This window comes from Gordonia sp. ABSL11-1 (assembly GCF_030315685.1).
Lineage (GTDB): Bacteria > Actinomycetota > Actinomycetes > Mycobacteriales > Mycobacteriaceae > Gordonia.
Genome location: NZ_JASXSI010000006.1, coordinates 217116 through 236752, shown reverse-complemented (window position 1 = coordinate 236752; position 19637 = coordinate 217116). Strand labels below are relative to the sequence as shown.

General features: G+C 67.2%; 13 protein-coding genes and 1 pseudogene. 13 read left to right on the top strand and 1 reads right to left on the bottom strand.

Annotation, left to right across the window (positions count from 1 at the left end):
• The first annotated feature begins 62 nt into the window (after nucleotides 1–62).
• Genes QSJ19_RS09765 through QSJ19_RS09745 form a run of 5 tightly spaced genes read left to right on the top strand, consistent with a single transcriptional unit; the run spans nucleotide 63 to nucleotide 4063 of the window.
• The gene (locus QSJ19_RS09765) at nucleotides 63–941 is read left to right on the top strand and encodes a MetQ/NlpA family ABC transporter substrate-binding protein (RefSeq protein WP_286320000.1); all 879 of its coding nucleotides are present in this window, start codon (nucleotides 63–65) and stop codon (nucleotides 939–941) included.
• Nucleotides 934–2010 (top strand): methionine ABC transporter ATP-binding protein, encoded by a 1077-nt coding sequence (locus tag QSJ19_RS09760; protein ID WP_286319999.1) that lies wholly within the window; start codon nucleotides 934–936, stop codon nucleotides 2008–2010. Before QSJ19_RS09765 ends, QSJ19_RS09760 begins: the two co-directional genes overlap by 8 nt.
• Nucleotides 2010–2711: a methionine ABC transporter permease gene (locus QSJ19_RS09755; protein ID WP_286319998.1), complete on the top strand. Its 702-nt coding sequence runs from the start codon at nucleotides 2010–2012 to the stop codon at nucleotides 2709–2711. The genes QSJ19_RS09760 and QSJ19_RS09755 overlap by 1 nt, the downstream gene beginning before the upstream one ends.
• Before the next feature lie 58 nt (nucleotides 2712–2769).
• On the top strand, nucleotides 2770–3390 hold the full coding sequence (locus QSJ19_RS09750; protein ID WP_286319996.1) for a nitroreductase family protein: 621 nt from the start codon (nucleotides 2770–2772) through the stop codon (nucleotides 3388–3390).
• Between the two features lie 52 nt (nucleotides 3391–3442).
• Entirely contained in the window at nucleotides 3443–4063 is a 621-nt protein-coding gene (locus QSJ19_RS09745; RefSeq protein ID WP_286319995.1) for a TetR/AcrR family transcriptional regulator, read from the top strand.
• A 345-nt stretch (nucleotides 4064–4408) separates the two neighbouring features.
• Here QSJ19_RS09745 and QSJ19_RS09740 read toward each other — a convergent pair whose 3' ends face one another.
• Nucleotides 4409–7972, bottom strand: coding sequence for an indolepyruvate ferredoxin oxidoreductase family protein (locus tag QSJ19_RS09740; RefSeq protein ID WP_286319993.1), 3564 nt, complete (start codon nucleotides 7970–7972; stop codon nucleotides 4409–4411).
• A gap of 230 nt (nucleotides 7973–8202) precedes the next feature.
• Between QSJ19_RS09740 and QSJ19_RS09735 the strand changes: the two genes are divergently transcribed.
• The 8 genes and pseudogenes from QSJ19_RS09735 to QSJ19_RS09700 all read left to right on the top strand — a co-directional run bounded on the left by QSJ19_RS09735 (nucleotide 8203) and on the right by QSJ19_RS09700 (nucleotide 19488).
• Nucleotides 8203–9816 carry a carboxyl transferase domain-containing protein gene (locus tag QSJ19_RS09735; protein ID WP_286319991.1) on the top strand — a complete coding sequence of 538 codons (1614 nt, stop codon included), beginning with the start codon at nucleotides 8203–8205 and terminating at the stop codon, nucleotides 9814–9816.
• Between the two features lie 5 nt (nucleotides 9817–9821).
• Nucleotides 9822–11861, top strand: a complete 2040-nt coding sequence (locus QSJ19_RS09730) for an acetyl/propionyl/methylcrotonyl-CoA carboxylase subunit alpha (protein WP_286319990.1) — start codon at nucleotides 9822–9824, stop codon at nucleotides 11859–11861.
• Entirely contained in the window at nucleotides 11861–13006 is a 1146-nt protein-coding gene (locus QSJ19_RS09725; protein WP_187585057.1) for an acyl-CoA dehydrogenase family protein, read from the top strand. Before QSJ19_RS09730 ends, QSJ19_RS09725 begins: the two co-directional genes overlap by 1 nt.
• Nucleotides 13003–13515: a MaoC family dehydratase gene (locus tag QSJ19_RS09720; RefSeq protein WP_286319989.1), complete on the top strand. Its 513-nt coding sequence runs from the start codon at nucleotides 13003–13005 to the stop codon at nucleotides 13513–13515. Before QSJ19_RS09725 ends, QSJ19_RS09720 begins: the two co-directional genes overlap by 4 nt.
• 2 nt (nucleotides 13516–13517) lie before the next feature.
• Complete coding sequence (locus tag QSJ19_RS09715) at nucleotides 13518–14405, top strand: HpcH/HpaI aldolase/citrate lyase family protein (RefSeq protein ID WP_286319988.1); 888 nt, start codon at nucleotides 13518–13520, stop codon at nucleotides 14403–14405.
• 90 nt (nucleotides 14406–14495) lie between these two features.
• Nucleotides 14496–16118 (top strand): annotated as a pseudogene (locus QSJ19_RS09710) (AMP-binding protein); the annotation flags it as partial.
• A 71-nt stretch (nucleotides 16119–16189) separates the two neighbouring features.
• On the top strand, nucleotides 16190–18175 hold the full coding sequence (locus tag QSJ19_RS09705; RefSeq protein WP_286319986.1) for an acetoacetate--CoA ligase: 1986 nt from the start codon (nucleotides 16190–16192) through the stop codon (nucleotides 18173–18175).
• Between the two features lie 158 nt (nucleotides 18176–18333).
• The gene (locus tag QSJ19_RS09700; protein WP_286319985.1) at nucleotides 18334–19488 is read left to right on the top strand and encodes a hypothetical protein; all 1155 of its coding nucleotides are present in this window, start codon (nucleotides 18334–18336) and stop codon (nucleotides 19486–19488) included.
• The last annotated feature ends 149 nt before the right edge of the window (nucleotides 19489–19637 follow it).

Sequence of the window (19637 nt, the reverse complement as noted above, 5' to 3'; positions counted from 1 at the left end):
CGAATCCGGCTCTCCGACGCAATAGCGTGTTCACCGACTCGGATCGGATGTGGGAGGTCGACATGACTCGACGGACACGCGCGTGGGCGCTGATGCTGCTGGTGGTCTTGCTGGGTGGTGTGCTGTCGGCCTGCGGGGGAAGTGACGATTCTTCGACGGTGAAGATCGGCGTCGCCGACGCGAGCGAGACTTACTGGAATGTGTTCACCCAGAAGGCCTCCGATGAGGGGATCGACGTCGAGCTGGTCAACTTCACCGATTACAACCAGCCCAATCCTGCGCTGGCGGAGGGCGAACTCGACCTGAACGAGTTCCAGCACCTGCTGTATCTGGCCACTTACAACGCGAAGAACAACCAGAACCTTGTGCCGATCGGCGCCACCGCGGTCTATCCGCTTCCGCTGTACTCGACGAAACACCAGTCCCTCGCCGGGATCCCGGCCGGTGGAACGGTCGTGGTGCCGAACGACCCCACCAATCTGGCTCGTGCTCTACTGGTGCTGGAGCAGGCGAAGCTGATCACCCTCAAGACACCGGGCAGCGCGTTCTCCACGGTCGCCGACATCGATACCGGGGCCTCCAAAGTCAAGGTCGTTGCGGTCGACGCGGCCCAGACAGCGGCGAATCTGGACTCGGTGGACGCGGCCATCGTGAACAACAACTACGCGACAGCGGCGAAGCTGACCCAGGATCAGATCATCGCCTCCGACGACCCGGATTCTGCGGCCGCCAAACCGTACATCAACGCGTTCGTCGCCCGGGACGCCGACAAGAACAACCCCACCTATCTGAAACTTGCTGCGCTGTATCATGATTCGGACGTGGTCAAGGCCGTCAAGGAGTCGCTCGGCAACGACGGTGTGCTCAAGACCAACTCGGCGACCGACCTGCAGCAGACCACGAAGGACCTCCAGGCGCAGGTCTCGAAGAACGGTGGCTGACCACACCGTCGCGCCGACGGCAGTCGAGTTCGACAACGTCGGGAAGGATTTCGGGAAGAGCGGACGCCCGGCACTCGCCGGTGTCGGACTGACCGTCGCATCCGGGGAGATCATCGGGATCATCGGCCCGTCGGGTGCCGGCAAGTCCACGCTCGCCCGCCTGATCAACGGTCTCGAGGCCCCGACCTCGGGGCGGGTGCTCGTCCACGGTCGCGACCACACGGGAGCCTCGGAGAGGGAGCTCAATCGGCTGCGCACCGACATCGGCATGATCTTCCAACAGTTCAATCTGTTCGCGTCGAGAACGGTCGCGGGGAACGTCGGCTTCGGCCTCCGCGTGTCCGGGGTGCCGAAGGCGCAGCGTATCGAGCGCGTGGCCGAACTGCTCGACTTCGTCGGGATCGCAGACAAGGCCGATGCCCGGCCCGCGTCGCTGTCCGGTGGGCAGAAGCAGCGTGTCGGCATCGCGCGCGCCCTCGCGACGTCGCCGTCGATCCTCATCGCCGACGAGGCCACGAGTGCGCTCGATCCACAGACGACGGCCGAGACACTACGTCTGCTTCGCCGCATCAACGAGGAACTGGGCACTACCATCGTCGTCATCACGCATGAGATGGATGTGGTCCGCGAGATCTGCCACTCCGTGGCCGTCCTGGATCAGGGTGCGCTCGTAGATCGCGGCGACGTGTATCAGGTGTTCTCCGAACCGACATCGGACGTGACCCGTGGGCTGGTCCAGTACGCGGTGGCGGGCGTCCCGGATCGCGATGTGCTCGGCGAACTGAGCCGTCGACACCCGGGCAGGCTCATCACCGTCCCGGTGCGCGACGATCCCACGCCGCAGATCGAGATCACCACCGCTGCTGCACATCACGACGTGTCGGCCACCGTGATCCACGGGGGCATAGCCGAACTCGCCGGACGTCCGTTCGGTGCGCTGACGTTCCTGCTCACGGGTCACGACGACGCCGTGGAGTCCGTCCTGGCCGCCGTGGCGGCCCGACCCGGCGTCGTGATCCACGACCCGGACGCCGGCACTGAGGCCACGACCGAAGGGGAGGTACCCTGATGGGCGCGACGACGATCCTCGCGGCGGATGACGGTTTCCTGCGGGTGTTCTCAGAGCCGCTGCGGCCGGTTCTCGTCGAGGCGATCTGGGAGACGCTGGCACTCGTCGGGTTCACCCTGGTGATCGGCGGTGTGGCGGGCTTGGTGATCGGCGTGGTGCTGTATGCGACCAGCCCCGGGAATCTGTGGTCTAACGCGTGGATTTTCAACGGACTCAACATCGCCGTCAACATCATCCGACCGATCCCGTTCATCATCTTCATCACGGCCATCGCTCCGCTGACCAAGGCGGTGATGGGTACCCGGATCGGTACCGAGGCCGCGATCTTCCCGATGACCCTGATGGCGATGTTCGTCATCGGACGGGTCGTCGAGCAGAGTCTGGTCGCGGTCGATCCGGGTGTGGTGGAGGCCGCGCGGGCGTCGGGTGCGAGCCGCCTGCGCACGCTGCTGACCGTGGTCGTGCCGGAGGGATTCGCGCCACTGGTCCTCGGCTACACGTTCATCTTCGTGGCGATCGTCGACATGTCGGCGATGGCCGGCTACGTCGGCGGTGGCGGTCTCGGCGACTTCGCGTTCCAGTACGGATATCAACAGTTCGATTGGAAGCTCACCGTGGTCGTGATCGCGCTGCTGGTGATCCTGGTGCAGGTGGGCCAGTACTTCGGCAACTGGTTGGCACGCAAGGCGCGGTACCGGTGATCGTGCCGCCTCACGTGGGTGTTTGGCGGCGTCTCGGCGGGTGGGCAGGATGGAGTTCATGACTGACCTCTTGCCCCTCGACCCCGACCGGCTCCTCACGACAACCCGCTCCGTGCGCAAGCGCCTCGACCTGGAACGTCCGGTGCCGTTGGAGATCGTCGAGGAAGCGCTCGAGGTGGCGCTGCAGGCTCCGACGGGCAGCAACAGCCAGACCTGGCACTGGATCGTCCTGACCGATCCGGAGATCAAGCAGAAGGTCGCCGACCTCTACGCCAAGTCGTTCGCCTCGTACTCGGCCGGTCAGGAGCGCGCCGACGACACCGCACGCCGTGTCGCGTCGAGTGCCCAGTACCTCGCCGACACGATGGCGCAGGTTCCGGTGCTGGTGATCGGCGCGATCCACACCGGTGGCGAGCTGCCTGCCGGTAACCAGGCCGGCGTGTGGGGTTCGTTGCTCCCCGGTGCGTGGAGTCTCCAACTCGCACTGCGGGCACGTGGACTGGGGTCGGCATGGACGACGCTGCACCTGACGTACGAACAGGAAGTCGCCGAGATCCTCGGTATCCCGTCGTCGGTTCATCAGGGCGTTCTCCTCCCCGTGGCCTACACGAAGGGGACCGACTTCAAGCCTGCCGGCCGCAAGCCGCTCGACGACATCGTGCACATCAACGGCTGGTGATCACCGGGCGACGCCGAGCCCGGCCCCGACGGCGGTAGAGTCCCACATCACGATGACCACTTCGCCTGCGCCCGAACCGGCCGCCCGCACGCGTCGCGGGCAGGCCAAGGCGGCGCGCCGGGCCGAGCTGCTGGTGGCCGCCGCCCGCCTGATGGCCGAGCGCGGCTTCGCCGGAGTCACCCTCGAGGACATCGGCCGGGCTGTCGGCGTGAGCGGCCCGGCGATGTACCGGCACTTCGCGTCGAAGACCGACCTGCTCGACCAGATGCTCGTCGACATCAGCCAGCGGCTGCACGACGGAGGGGCTGAGGTCGTCGACCGAGGAGCCGGCCCCGCGCCGACGCTCCGTGATCTCATCCGTTTTCACATCGACGTGCTGGTCACCAAACCGGATCTCATCGCGGTCCAGGATCGGGACCTCTCCTCGATGACGCCGGCAGCGAATCACCAGGTGCGTTCGCTGCAGCGGCGTTACGTCGAACAGTGGGTCGACGTGCTGCTCGCCGTCGCCGTCGCCGACGACACCGGCCTCTCGCGCGAGGAGGCACGCGTCCGCGTACACGCCGCCTTCGGTCTGCTGAACTCGTCCCCACGACTGCCGCCGTTCTCGGAGACCGAACTGCGATCGGTGCTGTCGGCGATGGCGTGGTCGGCGCTGTTGGCGGCGCGATAGATCCGCTTACGCGGCAGTGGTCTCGATACGCTCGCTCGTCCTCGCGAGCTACTCGACCAGCGGGGGCAAACGCCGGGACGTGAACCCACACCGCTGCTCGCTCAGCGGCGGGGCGTGATCAATCACGACTTTCGTCGAGACGACCGAGACCCCGCATGAGGGTCACGTCAGCGCGGAGGAAAGTGGATTATCCACTCTCCTCCGCTCTCAGGTGACCCTGATGCGGAAACCGGTCGACAAGCGCCGGGGCGTGACCGCACACCGCTATTCGCTCAGCGGCGGGACGTGACCACACCGATGGTCGAGTAGCGCGAACGGAGTGAGTGCGTATCGAGACCACCCGGGTCAGAGCCCGAGCGCTGCCCGCTGCCTCGCGACCTCCTCGCGGTACCGCTCGACGCTGGCCATCTTGACGTGCTCGTAGCCGCGCACCATGTCCGGCATGTCGGCGAGCGCGACCGCCGCCGGGATCTGCTCGACGCCGATGCGTCCGCTCGACAGTGCCGTCAGGATCGTGCCGACCAACTCGCGGTACTCGACGATGAGTGCGCGCTCTGTTCGACGGATCTCGCTGCGGCCGAACGGGTCCAGCTTCGTGCCACGCAGACGCTTCATCTTCGCGAGCGCCGACAGCGGACGGTCTGCCCAGGCGCCGAGTGACATCTTCTCCCGCATTCCCATGCTGCGCAGTGCCGGGGGATGCAGTCGTACCGCCACCGTGGCGTCGTCGCCGAACTGCTCGGCGATCGTCGCGGCGAACCCCGGGTCCTGAGTCAGTCGAGCCACCTCGTATTCGTCCTTGTAGGCCATCAGTTTGTGGAGGTTGCGAGCCACCGCGTCGGTCAGTGCGTCGCCGTGAGCACTGTGATGGACCCGCGAGACGACGTCGAGATACTCACTCGCATAAAGCTCGTCGGCGTAGGCGATCAGTTCGTCGTATCGGATGGTGATGGTACGTGCCAGATCATCGTCGACGTCGAGCGACGACACCGCCGCCACCGCACGATCACTCGGCACGATCTCGGCGGACGACGCACCGTGCAGATCCCGGAGCGTGCTCGTCACGGCCTCGGGATCGACGACGACCTGTCGCCCTCGCCGGAATGCCTGGACATTCGCCTCGACGGCCACCCCGTTCAGTTCGATGGCATGTTCGATGCTCGACGCTGAGATCGCCAGCGCCCCGGACTGATACGCCGCACCGACCATCAGCATGTTGGCGTACTGCTCGTCGCCGAACAGGTCCGTCGACAACGCCCCTGGATCGAGATACACGGCGCGGGACACCTTCGCGTCGATGGCGGAATGCACCTGTGCCTGCGCCGGGAAACCGACCGAGGTGTCGATGACCATGGCGCCGGTGGGGATCTCCGTGGTGGACACCACGGCGACCGTCTTCTCCGGCGCGGCGACCTTCAGGTTGACCGGGTCGGTCCCGACGAGCGGGTCGCACACCAGGTAGAGGTCGCAGTCGTCCGAGGCGACCTTGCCTGCCTGCTCGAGCGCACCCGTCGTCACCTTGACGTCGCTGACGACGGCCCCGCCCTTCTGGGCGAGCCCGGTCATGTCGACCGTGCGCGCGGCACGGCCGTCGAGAACCGCCGCGGTGGCCAGGACCTGGGACACCGTCACCACGCCGGTGCCGCCGATGCCGGTGACACGCAACGAGAACGAGCGGTCCACGGCGGGTACGGACGGAACGGGCAGGACCGAGTCGGCGATGTCGTCGGCTCGGACGTGGCGACGGCGCGTGCCAGGAGTGACCGTGACGAAGGACGGACAGTCGCCCTTCAGGCAGGAGAAGTCGAGATTGCACGAACTCTGGTCGATCTGTGTCTTCCGGCCGAACTCGGTCGGGACGGGATGCACAGACAGACAGTTGGACTTCTCACCGCAGTCACCGCATCCCTCGCAGATCCGCTCGTTGATGACCACCCGAGTCGTCGGGGCCTCCATGGTGCCGCGCTTGCGCTTACGGCGCTTCTCGGCGGCGCAGTGCTGGTCGTGGACGAGCACCGTCACTCCGCGAACGTGCGCCAGTTCGCCTTGGACATCCAGCATTTCGTCCCGGTGACGCACCTGGATCCCAGTCGGCAATCTCAGCGACCTGGTGCGTGCGGGGTCGTCGGAGGTCACCACGATCCGCTCCACACCCTCGTCGAGCAGCAGCGACGTCAGCCTCGGCAGATCCATCGCTCCCACCGGGTCCTGCCCGCCGGTCATCGCCACGGTGCCGTTGAAGAGCAACTTGTAGGTGATGTTCTCACCGGAGGCGACGGCCGCTCGCAACGCCAGCGACGCCGAGTGCATGAACGTACCGTCGCCGACGTTCTGGACGAAGTGATCTGCGGTGACAAACGGTGCCATGCCGATCCACTGCGCACCCTCGCCGCCCATCTGGGTCACTCCGGCGACATCGCCGACCTGGCGTGGATCCATCAGCAAGACCATGGCGTGGCAGCCGATCCCGGCGCCGACCAGCGTGTCATCGGAGACCTTGGTGGAGCTGTTGTGTGGACATCCCGAACAGAAATAGGGTGTCCGCACGGCCAAGGGGAGCTCGATCCGGGTGCGGCGCCGCGACTTGCGATCCAGCCAGTTTTGCGCGGCATCGACATGGTGATGACGGGCGAGGCGGTTCGCCAGCCCGCGCGACACCGCGTCGACGTCGAGCTCGCCGAACCGGGAGAACAACGTGGAGCCGTCCTCGTTGGTCTTGCCGACGATCCGCGGGGCCCGCGGATGCCGGAACAGGATGTCGCGCATCATCGTCTCGATGAAATCGCGCTTCTCCTCGACGACGATCACCTCGTGGAGATCGCCGGTGGCGGTGTCGAACATGAAGCGGTCGAGGATGTCACGCTCGAGCGGATAGACCATCCCGAGCTTGAGGATGCGGATGCCGAGCCGGTGGAGATCGGCGTCGTCGATGCCGATGAGCCGCAGGGATTCCCGGAGGTCGAGGTAGGTCTTGCCGGAGGCGACGATGCCGATGCGGTCGTCCGGACTCGAGACGACGATTCTGTTCAGGCCGTTCAGACGGGCGTACTCGAGGGCGCGGGGCAGTCGGATGGTCAGCTGGTTCTGTTCGAGCTCCATCAGATTCGAGCCGAGCAGCCGCCCACTCGGCACGTGCGGGCTGCGGCCGAGATCGCCGTACACGGGCATGATCCGCGTCGGGTCGACGGTGGCGGTCGACGCGCCGTCGGCGACGTGTGCGGCCACCTTCATCGACGTCCACAGACCGCTGATCCGGCTCATCACCGCAGCATGGACCCCCAGGTCCAGGATGTCCTGGGAGTCAGCGGGATACAGGATCGGCATGTACAGGTCGGCGAGTGCCATCTCCGACGCACACGGCACCGTCGAGCTCTTCGCGCCGGGGTCGTCGCCGACCAACGCGACGGCACCACCGTTCGGGTGGGTGCCGATGAGGTTGGCGTGCCGCAGAGCATCGGTCGCACGATCGAGACCGGGCGCCTTCCCGTACCAGTACCCGACGACGCCGTCGCGGGACATGCCGTCGCCGTCGGGGGCGAGAGTGGTGACCTGCGCCGCCACCTGCGACCCCATCACCGACGTCGCGGCGATCTCCTCGTTGAGGCCGGGGCGGTGAACGATGTCGAACGGGTCGAGGTAGGCGCGGCGGCGGGCGATCTCCAGGTCGTAGCCGGCGAGGGGAGAGCCCTCGTACCCGGAGATGAAGGAGGCGGTGCGCAGATTCTGACGGCGATCGATGCGGGCCCGATCGCGGACCATCCGGACGAGAGCCTGGATACCGGTCAGATAGATGGTGCCGGACTCGCGGGTGTAGCGGTCGTCGAGCGAGAACGAGGCGCCGGTGAACGGCGCGGTTCCGGTGGCTGTGGGAGCACCGGTGCGTCTGGCACGGTCGTCTGCGAGGGTCATGGGGTCACCTGGCCTTCTTCATATGTCGGTCCGCGGCGACCGTGGGTGGTGGTCTCGCGGGCATCGGTTATCTCGGCCCGGGGGTGGTGGGCCTGCACCCACAGTAACGAATCCTCGTGACCCACGTCACGTCGGCTGGAACAATCAGATCGCGGCCGCTCGTGGGCGTGACAACACCGGTGACCGTGTCGTACGCTGCATTCAGTTAATGGATACTAACTGAAAGGTCGATGGTGACCAGCACGTTCAGTACCGAACCGGATACCGCGGCGGATCGGCCACACGGCTTCCGGACAACCCATCTCGCCAATGTCGACCGGCTCCGTGCACACCTGGCCACGGCCGGGCGCGGGGGCGGGGACACAGCCCGTGAGCGCCACATCTCCCGGGGCAAGCTGCTGCCCCGGGACCGCGTCGACCGGCTTCTCGATGTGGGTTCGCCGTTCCTCGAGGTGTCGCCGCTCGCCGCGATCGGCATGTATGACGACCGCGTCCCGTCGGCGGGTGTCGTCGCCGGCGTCGGTCGGGTCGCGGGACGCGAGTGCATGATCATCGCGAACGACGCGACCGTCTCCGGCGGCACCTACTATCCGATGACGGTGAAGAAGCACCTGCGGGCGCAGGAGATCGCTGCGGCCAACCGGCTGCCCTGCATCTACCTCGTCGACTCCGGTGGTGCGATGCTGCTGCAGCAGGACGAGGTGTTCCCCGACCGCGACCACTTCGGGCGGATCTTCTACAACCAGGCGACGATGAGTGCCGCGGGCATACCTCAGATCGCGGCGGTCCTCGGGTCGTCGACCGCGGGTGGTGCGTACGTGCCGGCGATGAGCGACGAGACGGTCATCGTGCGCAATCAGGGGACGATCTTCCTCGCCGGTCCGCCGCTGGTGAAGGCGGCGACCGGTGAGGATGTCACCGCCGAGGAACTGGGCGGCGGCGCGATGCACTCATCGGTGTCCGGGGTGACCGATCACCTCGTCGACAACGACGAACAGGCCCTCGCCAAGGTGCGTGAGATCGTCGGGACCCTCGGACCCCGTGACGAACCCCAGTGGGAGACCGTCGGTTCACGGGCTCCGCTGCGGCCGCAGACCGACCTGTACGACGTGGTGCCCACCGACTCCCGCACCCCCTACGATGTCCGGCAGGTCATCGAGATCATCAGCGATGCAGGGGAATACACGGAGTTCAAGGCCAACTACGGCACCACCCTGGTCACCGCCTTCGCCCACGTGCACGGACATCCGGTCGGATTCATCGGCAACAACGGAGTCCTGTTCAGTGAATCCGCGCTCAAGGGAGCGCATTTCATCGAACTGTGCGATCAGCGTCGGATACCGCTGGTGTTCCTGCAGAACATCACCGGGTTCATGGTGGGCCGCGCGTACGAGGAGGGTGGCATCGCGAAGAACGGTGCCAAGATGGTCAATGCCGTCGCCTGCGCGCGCGTCCCGAAGCTGACCGTGATGGTCGGCGGGTCGTTCGGGGCCGGGAACTACTCGATGTGTGGCCGCGCCTACTCACCCCGCTTCCTGTGGATGTGGCCCAACGCGCGTATCTCGGTGATGGGTGGACCGCAGGCCGCCGACACCCTGGCCACGGTGCGGCGCAACCAGATCGAACGATCCGGCAAACAGTGGGAAACCGACGACGAGGAAGCCTTCAAGGAGCCGATCCGCGAGCAGTTCGAGCGCCAGTCCGACGCCTACTACTCGACCGCACGACTCTGGGACGACGGCATCATCGACCCGGCACAGACCCGCACCATCCTCGGCCTCGCGCTCGAGACCTGCCGCCACGCCCCGCTCACCGACCCGCGCTACGGCGTCTTCCGGATGTGATCTGAATGAACACGACCAACACCTGCCCCATCCGCAGCGTCCTGATCGCCAACCGCGGCGAGATCGCCTGCCGCGTCATCGACACCCTGCGGCGCATGGGGATTCGCAGCATCGCCGTGTACTCCGACGCCGATGCCGACGCCCGCCATGTACGGCTCGCAGACGTCGCCGTACGGATCGGCCCCGCCGCCGCGACGCACAGCTATCTGGACATCGCCGCCGTCGTTCGCGCCGCGCAGCAGACCGGAGCCGATGCGGTCCACCCCGGCTACGGATTCCTCTCCGAGAACCAGAAGTTCGCCGCGGCACTCGCCGACGCCGGCATCATCTTCATCGGTCCGCCGGCCGAGGCCATCGCGACGATGGGTGACAAGATCACCGCACGTGCCGCCGTCACCGAACGGGACGTCCCGGTCGTTCCGGGGCTCTCCCGTCCAGGTCTCTCCGACGACGATCTCATCGCCGCCGCCCCCGACATCGGGTTCCCGGTCCTGATCAAGCCCAGTGCCGGCGGCGGTGGCAAGGGCATGCACCGGGTGGAACACGCCGACGACCTGCCCGCCGCTCTGCAGCGCGCCCGCCGCGAGGCAGGATCGGCGTTCGGCGACGACACTCTCTTCCTCGAGCATTTCGTCGACACCCCACGCCACATCGAGGTCCAGGTCCTCGCCGACGAACACGGCTCGGTGATCCACCTGGGTGAGCGGGAGTGTTCTCTGCAGCGCCGGCATCAGAAAGTGATCGAGGAGGCGCCGTCGGCCCTGCTCGACGACCAGACCCGGGCGCGGATCGGTGCGGCCGCCTGCGACGCGGCACGCAGCGTCGGCTACACCGGCGCCGGAACCGTCGAGTTCATCGTCTCCGCGCATCGTCACGACGAGTTCTTCTTCATGGAGATGAACACCCGTCTGCAGGTGGAACATCCGGTGACCGAACTCGTCACCGGCGTCGACCTGGTGGAGCAGCAGATCCGCGTGGCGCGCGGCGAGCACCTCGCCCTCACCCAGGACGACATCGTCCTGACCGGCCACGCGATCGAGGCCCGCGTCTACGCCGAGGACCCGGCCAACGGGTTCCTGCCCACCGGTGGCCGCATCGCCCACCTCCAACACCCGGACACGGGGCCGGGTACGGGTGTGCGCGTGGATTCCGCGATGGCCGAAGGGCTCGTCGTCGGCAGCGACTACGATCCGATGCTCGCCAAGGTGATCGCCCACGGATCGGACCGGGAAGAGGCGATCGAACGCCTCGACCAGGCATTGGCCCACACCCGTGTCCTCGGGGTCGTCACCAACGTCGACTTCTGCCGGTTCGTCCTCGCGCAACCCACGGTGCTCGCCGCCGACCTCGACACCGAACTGCTCGACCGGCTCGTGCTCGACTACGCGGTGCCCTTCCCGATCCCGGAGGCCGCCGCGCTGGTCGGTCTCGCCCGCATAGGGTCGCGCGACAGCGGCGACGTCTGGGAATCGTCCGTGGGCTGGCGGATCGGATCGCCGTCGCCGGTGGTGACGCGATTGACCTGGGGCGGGCACCATCTCACGGTGTCGGTCCTGGTCGAGTCCGCCTCGGAGGACACCGTCGTCGGGACCGCGACCGTCGGCGTCGACGACGCCGATCGCGAACCGTGGCAGGCAGCCGTCGAACACCGACGCATCGACCGTGCCGGCGAGGTGTCCGTACGCCTCATCGTCGACGGGGTCAGCCAGTCGTGGTCGACCACGTGCGCCGGCGACACCTGGTGGGTCTCCGGACCGCGAGGCACCTGGCTCCTCGATCTGGCACGCACCGAACTCGACGAACAGGCCGACGAGCACGCGGGCGAGATCCTCAGTCCCATGCCGGGAACCGTCGTCGCGGTCACCGCGGAGGCGGGGGACACGGTGACCGCCGGCAGCGCGATCATCGTGGTCGAGGCGATGAAGATGGAGCACACCCTGACCGCGCCGATCGACGGCGTGGTCGCGATCTCCGCCGGTGTCGGCGACAAGGTCGCCGCGGGTCAGGCGCTCGCCCACGTACAGAACGTCCAGAAGGAGGACTGATGGAACTCGGTCAGGAGTACACCGATCTCATCGGCAGTGTCCGCGACTTCGCCCAGTCGGTGGTCGCGCCGGTGTCCGCGAAACACGATGAGGAGCACAGCTTCCCGTACGAGGTCGTGTCCCAGATGGGCAAGATGGGTCTCTTCGGCCTGCCGTTTCCGGAGGAATACGGCGGAATGGGCGGCGACTACTTCGCGCTCGCTCTCGCCCTCGAGGAACTCGGCAAGGTCGACCAGTCGGTCGCCATCACGCTGGAGGCAGGTGTCGGTCTCGGCGCGATGCCGATCTACCGCTTCGGCTCCGAGGAACAGAAGCAGCGTTGGCTGCCCGACCTCACCACCGGACGTGCGCTGGCCGGGTTCGGGCTCACCGAGCCGGGCGCGGGCTCCGACGCGGGCGCCACCGCGACCACCGCCAAGCAGGACGGCGACTCGTGGATCATCAACGGCGCCAAGCAGTTCATCACCAACTCGGGAACCGACATCACCTCGCTGGTGACTGTCACGGCGGTGACCGGCACGAAAGACAACGGGCGCAAGGAGATCTCGACGATCGTCGTGCCATCCGACACCCCGGGATTCACGGCGGAGCCGGCCTACAACAAAGTCGGCTGGAACGCCTCGGACACCCATCCGCTGTCCTTCGTCGACGCACGTGTCCCCGCCGAGAACCTGCTCGGCGAACGTGGCCGTGGATACGCCAACTTCCTGTCCATCCTGGACGAGGGACGCATCGCGATCGCCGCGCTCGCGACCGGCGTCGCACAGGGCTGTGTCGACGAGAGCGTGAAGTACGCGAAGGAACGCCAGTCGTTCGGCAAGCCGATCGGTGAGTATCAGTCGGTGTCGTTCGCGATCGCGCGGATGGAGGCACGGGCACACGTCGCGCGCACCGCCTACTACGACGCCGCGGCGAAGATGCTCGCGGGCAAGCCGTTCAAGAAGGAGGCATCCATCGCGAAGATGATCTCCAGCGAAGCGGCGATGGACAACGCGCGCACGGCCACCCAGATCCACGGTGGCTACGGATTCATGAACGAATACCCGGTGGCCCGCCACTATCGCGACTCGAAGATCCTCGAGATCGGCGAGGGCACCACCGAGGTGCAGCTCATGCTCATCGCGCGAGAGCTCGGATTCTCGTGAGCGGGGGCATCCTCTCCGGAAAGGACCACGATCCGATCCGGGTGGTGCAGCGGGGACTGTGGTTCGGCGAGTTCGTCGAGGGCGCGATCTACGAACACCGACCCGGCCGGACGGTGACCGAGGCCGACAACGTGCTGTTCACGACGCTCACCATGAACACTCAGGCGTTGCATCTCGACGCGGCGTGGTCGGCGCAGCAACCGGGTTTCGGAGGTGAGCGGTTGATCAACTCGATGTTCACCCTGTCGACGATCGTCGGACTGTCGGTGTCACAGTTGACCCAGGGCACCCTCGTCGCCAACCTCGGCTTCAGCGAGGTCGCCTTCCCGGCACCGCTCTTCGCCGGTGACACGCTCTACGCCGAGACCGAGTGCACCGGCAAACGGGAATCGAGGTCTCGACCCGGCGAGGGCGTGGTGAACTTGACCCACATAGGACGCAACCAGCACGGCGAGGTCGTAGCGCGTGCCGCGCGGGCCACGCTGGTGCGTAAGGAGCCAGTGACCTAGCAATGCATTTCGACAGCCAGCCCGCCAATGCCTGGACGCCGCCCGGTCCCGCCATGCTGTTCTGTCCGGCCGACCGGCCCGAGCGTTACCAGAAGGCGCTGGACCGATCCGACGTCGTCATCCTCGACCTCGAGGACGCCGTTTCGCCGGAGAACCGGGCCGCCGCGCGCGAGGCCCTCGTCGCGAATCCGCTCGACCCGGATCGGACGATCGTGCGGATCAATCCGGCCGGCACGGGTGACTACCGGCGTGACCTGGCCGCGATCGGCGACACCAACTACCGGGTCGTGATGCAGGCCAAGGCAGAGGACGTCGACTCCATCATCGACACCGCCCTGCAGACCGTCGCGCTCATCGAGACGCCGCTCGGCGCCACCCGCGTCAACGAGATCGCCGCCGCGGTGAACTGCATCGGACTGATGTGGGGCGCGGAGGACCTCGTCGCCGGTCTCGGCGGCAAGTCCAGCCGCTTCGGGCCGCGCGAGGAACGCGCCGGGCAATACCGTGATGTCGCACGGTGGGTGCGATCGACAGTCCGCATCGCTGCCGCCGCCCACGGCCGATTCGCCGTGGATTCGGTGCACCTCGACATCAACGACGTCGACGGCCTCGTCGCCGAGGTCCGGGACGCGGTCGCGCTGGGATACACCGCCACCGCATGTATCCACCCGTCGCAGGTCGACCACATCCGCGACGGGTACCGACCGTCCGACGACGAGGTCGACTGGGCACGACGGGTCGTCGACGGTTCGGCCGAACACAACGGGGGAGTGTTCAGCATCGACGGACAGATGATCGACGGGCCGGTACTACGGCAGGCCGAGGTCGTCCTGGCCCGCGCCGAGGCCCTGGAGAACGTCCCGGCAGGCGATCCGGCCGCCGAGGCCTGAGCACGAACACGAACATCCGCCCTTGTGCGACCCGCAATCCGCGACCACCGCCCCCAGATGACCCCCCGACCGAGAAACCGGAGCGAGACCATGACCGAACCGGCGTACGCCCACGGTGAGAACACCCCCGACCTGCTCAGCGAGACGATCGGGGCGACCCTGGCGGCGACCGTCGCGTCCCACGGCGACAACGTCGCCCTCATCGACGCGGCGGCCGGACGGCAGTGGACCTACACCGAGTTCCTGCACGACGTGCGCGCACTCGCAGCGGGTCTGTATCGGCTGGGTGTCCGGCCGGGTGACCGTGTCGGTCTATGGTCGCCCAACCGGTTCGAATGGGTATTGACACAGTACGCCACCGCCGAGATCGGGGCGGTCCTCGTCAACCTGAATCCCGCGTATCGCCAGAACGAGATCCAGTACGCGCTCGCCCAGTCGGGGACGAGCGTCGTCCTCGCCGCCGAGCGATTCAAGGACTCCGCCTACGCCTCGATGCTGGAGCAGGCGCGCCCGGACTGCCCCGACCTTCGCGAGGTCGTCCTCTTCGAATCCCCCGAGTGGACGGCCTTGCTCGCCGACCCCACCGAGTCGGAGGCGGCGGCGGTGGCCGAGATCGCCGCCTCGCTCTCGCCCGACGATGCCATCAACATCCAGTACACCTCGGGGACGACCGGATTCCCCAAGGGCGCCACACTGTCGCACCGGAACATCGGTAACAACGGCTACCTCGTCGGGGAACTGCTCGACTACACCGCCGCCGACCGGATCTGCCTGCCGGTGCCGTTCTATCACTGTTTCGGGATGGTGATGGGCAACCTCGCGGCCACGAGTCACGGTGCGGCCATGGTGATCCCGGCGCCTGCCTTCGACCCCGCAGCGACGCTGGCGGCCGTGTCGGAGTACCGGTGCACCAGCCTCTACGGTGTGCCGACGATGTTCATCGCCGAGCTGGCCCTGCTCGATGAGCGCGGAGACGACCACGGCTTCGACCTGTCCTCCCTGCGTACCGGGATCATGGCCGGTTCACCTTGTCCGGAACACGTCATGCGGCAGGTCGTCGACCGGATGCACATGGGTGAGGTGTCGATCTGTTACGGCATGACCGAGACGTCCCCGGTCTCCACGCAGACCCGCGTCGACGACCCGCTCGAACTCCGTGTGGGCACCGTCGGCCGCGTCGGTCCCCACCTCGAGATCAAGGTCATCGACCCGGGCACCGGAGAGACGTTGCAGCGCGGTGACACCGGCGAGTTCTGCACCAAGGGTTACTCGGTGATGAAGGGCTATTGGGACAACCCGGACAAGACCGCCGAGGTGCTCGATGCCGAGGGATGGATGCGCACGGGTGATCTCGCGGTGATGGACGACAACGGATACGTCCGGATCACCGGCCGGATCAAGGACATGGTGATCCGCGGCGGTGAGAACATCTATCCCCGCGAGATCGAGGAGTTCCTCTACTCCCATCCAGACATCCTCGACGCGCAGGTGATCGGTGTGCCCGACCAGAAGTACGGTGAGGAGCTGATGGCATGGGTCCGGTTACGCGACGATGCAACCGAATTCACCGATGAGGATCTGCGCGCGTTCGCGACCGGCAAGATCGCGCGCCACAAGATCCCGCGCTATGTGCACGTCGTGAAGGAATTCCCCATGACGGTCACGGGCAAGGTCCGCAAGGTGCAGATGCGTGCCGAGGCCGTCGACATCCTCGGTCTCGACACCGGTGACATCGGGAACGAGGGTGGCACCGGGGGCAGCAAGGACGGGGCGGGTGGCGGACGATGAGTACAGACGCCCAGAGTGCTGCTGCCACAACACAGATCGAGGCGTTCACCGAGTCGGCACGGTCCCGGTCGGGTGAGGATCTCGCCGACTACGCACAGCTGTGGCAGTGGTCGGTGGATCAACCCGCAGGATTCTGGCGTGCGCTCTGGGACTTCTACGATCTCGGCGACGTCGCGTCGACCGCCGACAGTGCAGCGATCACCGATGACGCCGATGTACTCGCCGACCGCGAGATGCCTGGTGCCCGATGGTTTCCCGGCGTTCGGCTGAACTATGTCTCCGCGATTCTGCGTCACTGCGATCGGCCCGGGACAGCTGTCGTCGGACTCGATGAGGACGGCACCCGCACCGACATCGGTTGGTCGGAGCTGCCGGGACTGGTGACCGGATTCGCCCGCACCCTCACCGATCTGGGAGTCGGTGAGGGCGACGTCGTGGCGGCCTACCTGCCCGACGTCCCCGAAGCCGTGGTCGCGTTCCTCGGCACCGCCTACGTCGGGGCGATCTGGTCGGGATGCGGCCAGGACTACGCCCCCGGGGGTGCGGCGGGCCGGCTCGCGCAGCTGCACCCCAAGGTCCTGATCAGTGCCACCGGATACCGGTACAACGGCAAGGACGTCGACAAGACGGCCGACAGCGCCGCCCTGGCCGATCTGCTGCCCGACCTCGTCGCCCACGTCGTCGTCGGCGATGCGGACCAGGGAGCCGTGCCAGGCGGCGTCTCCTATGCCGACGCGGTCGGCGCTGACGGGTCGGCGACGGCGCCCGCACAGGTGCCGTTCGACCACCCGTTGTGGGTGCTGTTCAGTTCCGGGACCACAGGCCGGCCCAAGGGCATCGTGCACGGACACGGCGGAGTCGTCGTCGAGCATCTGAAAGCCGGCGGGCTCCACGGCGACCTGGGGCCCGACGATGTGTTCTTCTGGCAGACGGCTCTGAGCTGGATGATGTGGAACTACCAGGTGGCCGGACTGCTCTGCGGAGCCCGAATCGTCTGTTACAGCGGGTCACCACTGTCTCCCGACGCGGATCGGCTGTGGCAGATCGTGGAATCGGAGAAGGTCACCTACTTCGGCACGAGTCCCGGACAGTTGCAGGCGTCGCGCAAGGCCGGTCTCGTACCCGGTCGTGAGCACGACCTGTCAGCGCTGCGCACCCTGGGCAGCACCGGCTCGACTCTGGCGGCCGATCTGTTCACCTGGGTCGACGACAACGTGAAGCGGGGCCTGCCGATCTCGTCGATCAGCGGCGGAACGGACGTGGTCACCGCCTTCGCCGGTGGGTCGACCGGAGTCCCGGTGGTGGCGGGCGAACTGCCGGTGCGCTACCTCGGGGTGGCCCTGCAGAGCTGGGCTCCCGACCGCACTCCCCTCGTCGGAGAGGTGGGCGAGATGGTGATCACCGCTCCGATGCCGTCGATGCCGGTGTCGTTCTGGGACGATCCCGATGGTGCGCGGTACCGGGCCGCCTACTTCGACCATGAATGGGCCGTCCCGTCGGATGAACCGGTCTGGCGGCACGGGGACTGGGTGACCGTGACCGATCGCGGTTCGCTGATCATCCACGGACGCAGCGACGCCACACTCAACCGGCACGGGATCCGGATGGGATCGGCCGACATCTACGAGGTCGTCGAAGGGATCGACGAGATCGCCGAGGCCTTCGTCCTCGGCGTCGACGGCCCCGACGGCGCGTACTGGATGCCACTGTTCGTCACCCTTGTGCCGGACGCGACCCTCGACGACGACCTGCGGTCCCGGATCGCCGCGGAGGTCCGTCGTCGGCTGTCGCCGCGGCACGTGCCCGACGAGGTCATCGAGGCCCCAGGGATTCCGCACACCCGAACGGGCAAGAAGCTCGAGGTGCCCGTCACGGGGATCCTCGCGGGACGATCCGAGGTCAGCATCGACCCGAGATCGGTCGACGACCACGGTCTCATCGAGTGGTACGCCGAACGGGGGCGTGCGCACCGCTGGCGCTGACTGCGTGAAATCCGGTCGACCGATCAATGTCGAGGTCACCGGCCCGTTCCGGTGCAACGGCGCCGCAGGCTGCCGGGGACGGTCCGGGACATGTACTAGCGTGGGCGACGACACGAGCGCTCACCGTGGGGGCGAAGGACGACTGAGCAGGAGATGCGATGACCTACCAACCGGGTTCCGGCCAGCAGGGATACGGGCAGTACGGCGGCTACTCACAGTCCGGCCAGCATGAGGGTGCCGGATATGGGCAGCAGAACTTCGGGGCCGAGGGCTCCGCACAACTGCCGGGCTCCGCACAACAGCCGGGCTCCGGGCAACCGCAGGGCTCCGGACCACAGGGCTACGGTCAGCAGGGATACGGTCAGCAGGGCTACGGTCAGCAGGGCTACGGCCAGCAGGAATACGGCGGTCAGCAGTACCCGCAGGGTTATGGCCAGCAGCCGGGGCAGCAGTACCCGCAGAGTTATGGCCAGCAGCCGGGCCAGCAGCCGGGCCAGCAGTATCCGCAGGGCTATGGTCAGCCCGGCCAGCAGTACCCGCAGGGATACGGCCAGCAACCCGGCCAGCAGTACGGCTACACGGCACCGAAACCCGCGAGCCAGGGACTGCCCGCCAACATCGGGCAACTGCTCGCGATCGCCGTCGGAGCCGTCGCGGCCGTGGACGCGATCACGAGCTTCTGGAACTTCGGGTCCTATCTCCCGTACCTCGCGTTCATCGCAGTCCTGGCCCTGCTCACGCTGCACCCGAAGATCGAGGCGAAGTATGCCGTCCCGGTGATCGCCGCAGCGGCGGTCTCGACCGTCATCACCGACATCTACGCGGTGATCCACACCGCGTCGCAGGGTTCGGAGTTCGTCAAGAACTCGGGCGTCGACTATGCGCAGCTGGCACTGACGATCATCGTCGCCGGGCTCGCGGTGTTCTGGCTGTTCGTGGCACTCGAACTGGTCAAGGTGGCGCCTGCCGCAGCCGCGGCCGGAGGGTCCACCGACGCGAACGCGGCGGCGGTCCCACAGGCGCAGACTCAGGCGCAGACACCGACGACCGCGTTCGGTGAGGCGCAGTCGAGCGCCTACGGCGACGCGGGCGGCTACGGCTCCTCGGCGCTGGGACGACAGCCGTCCTACGACCCGTCCGCATACACGCAAGTCCCGTCCCAGGGGCAGACCTCATCCGCGGGATATACGCCGTCGACCGGTGCCGCCGATGCGGGCACGGCCCCCGGCGGCTACGGATCCGAGCGCGTCACGCAGGCCGGTGAGGCCGGGTCGGACGCCACCTCGGTGATCAAGAAGCCCGAGCAGGGCTGACCTCCTCGGCACCACCGTGTCGTCGACGGCCCAACTTGTCGGGCCGGGGACACCGTCGCCTGAGGCGTCTGTCGCTTTCTGTGGTGCGTGCGGCGCGTCTGCCGTATGTGACGGTTGTGTCGTGCCACGCTCGTAGCGATGCCCACGCC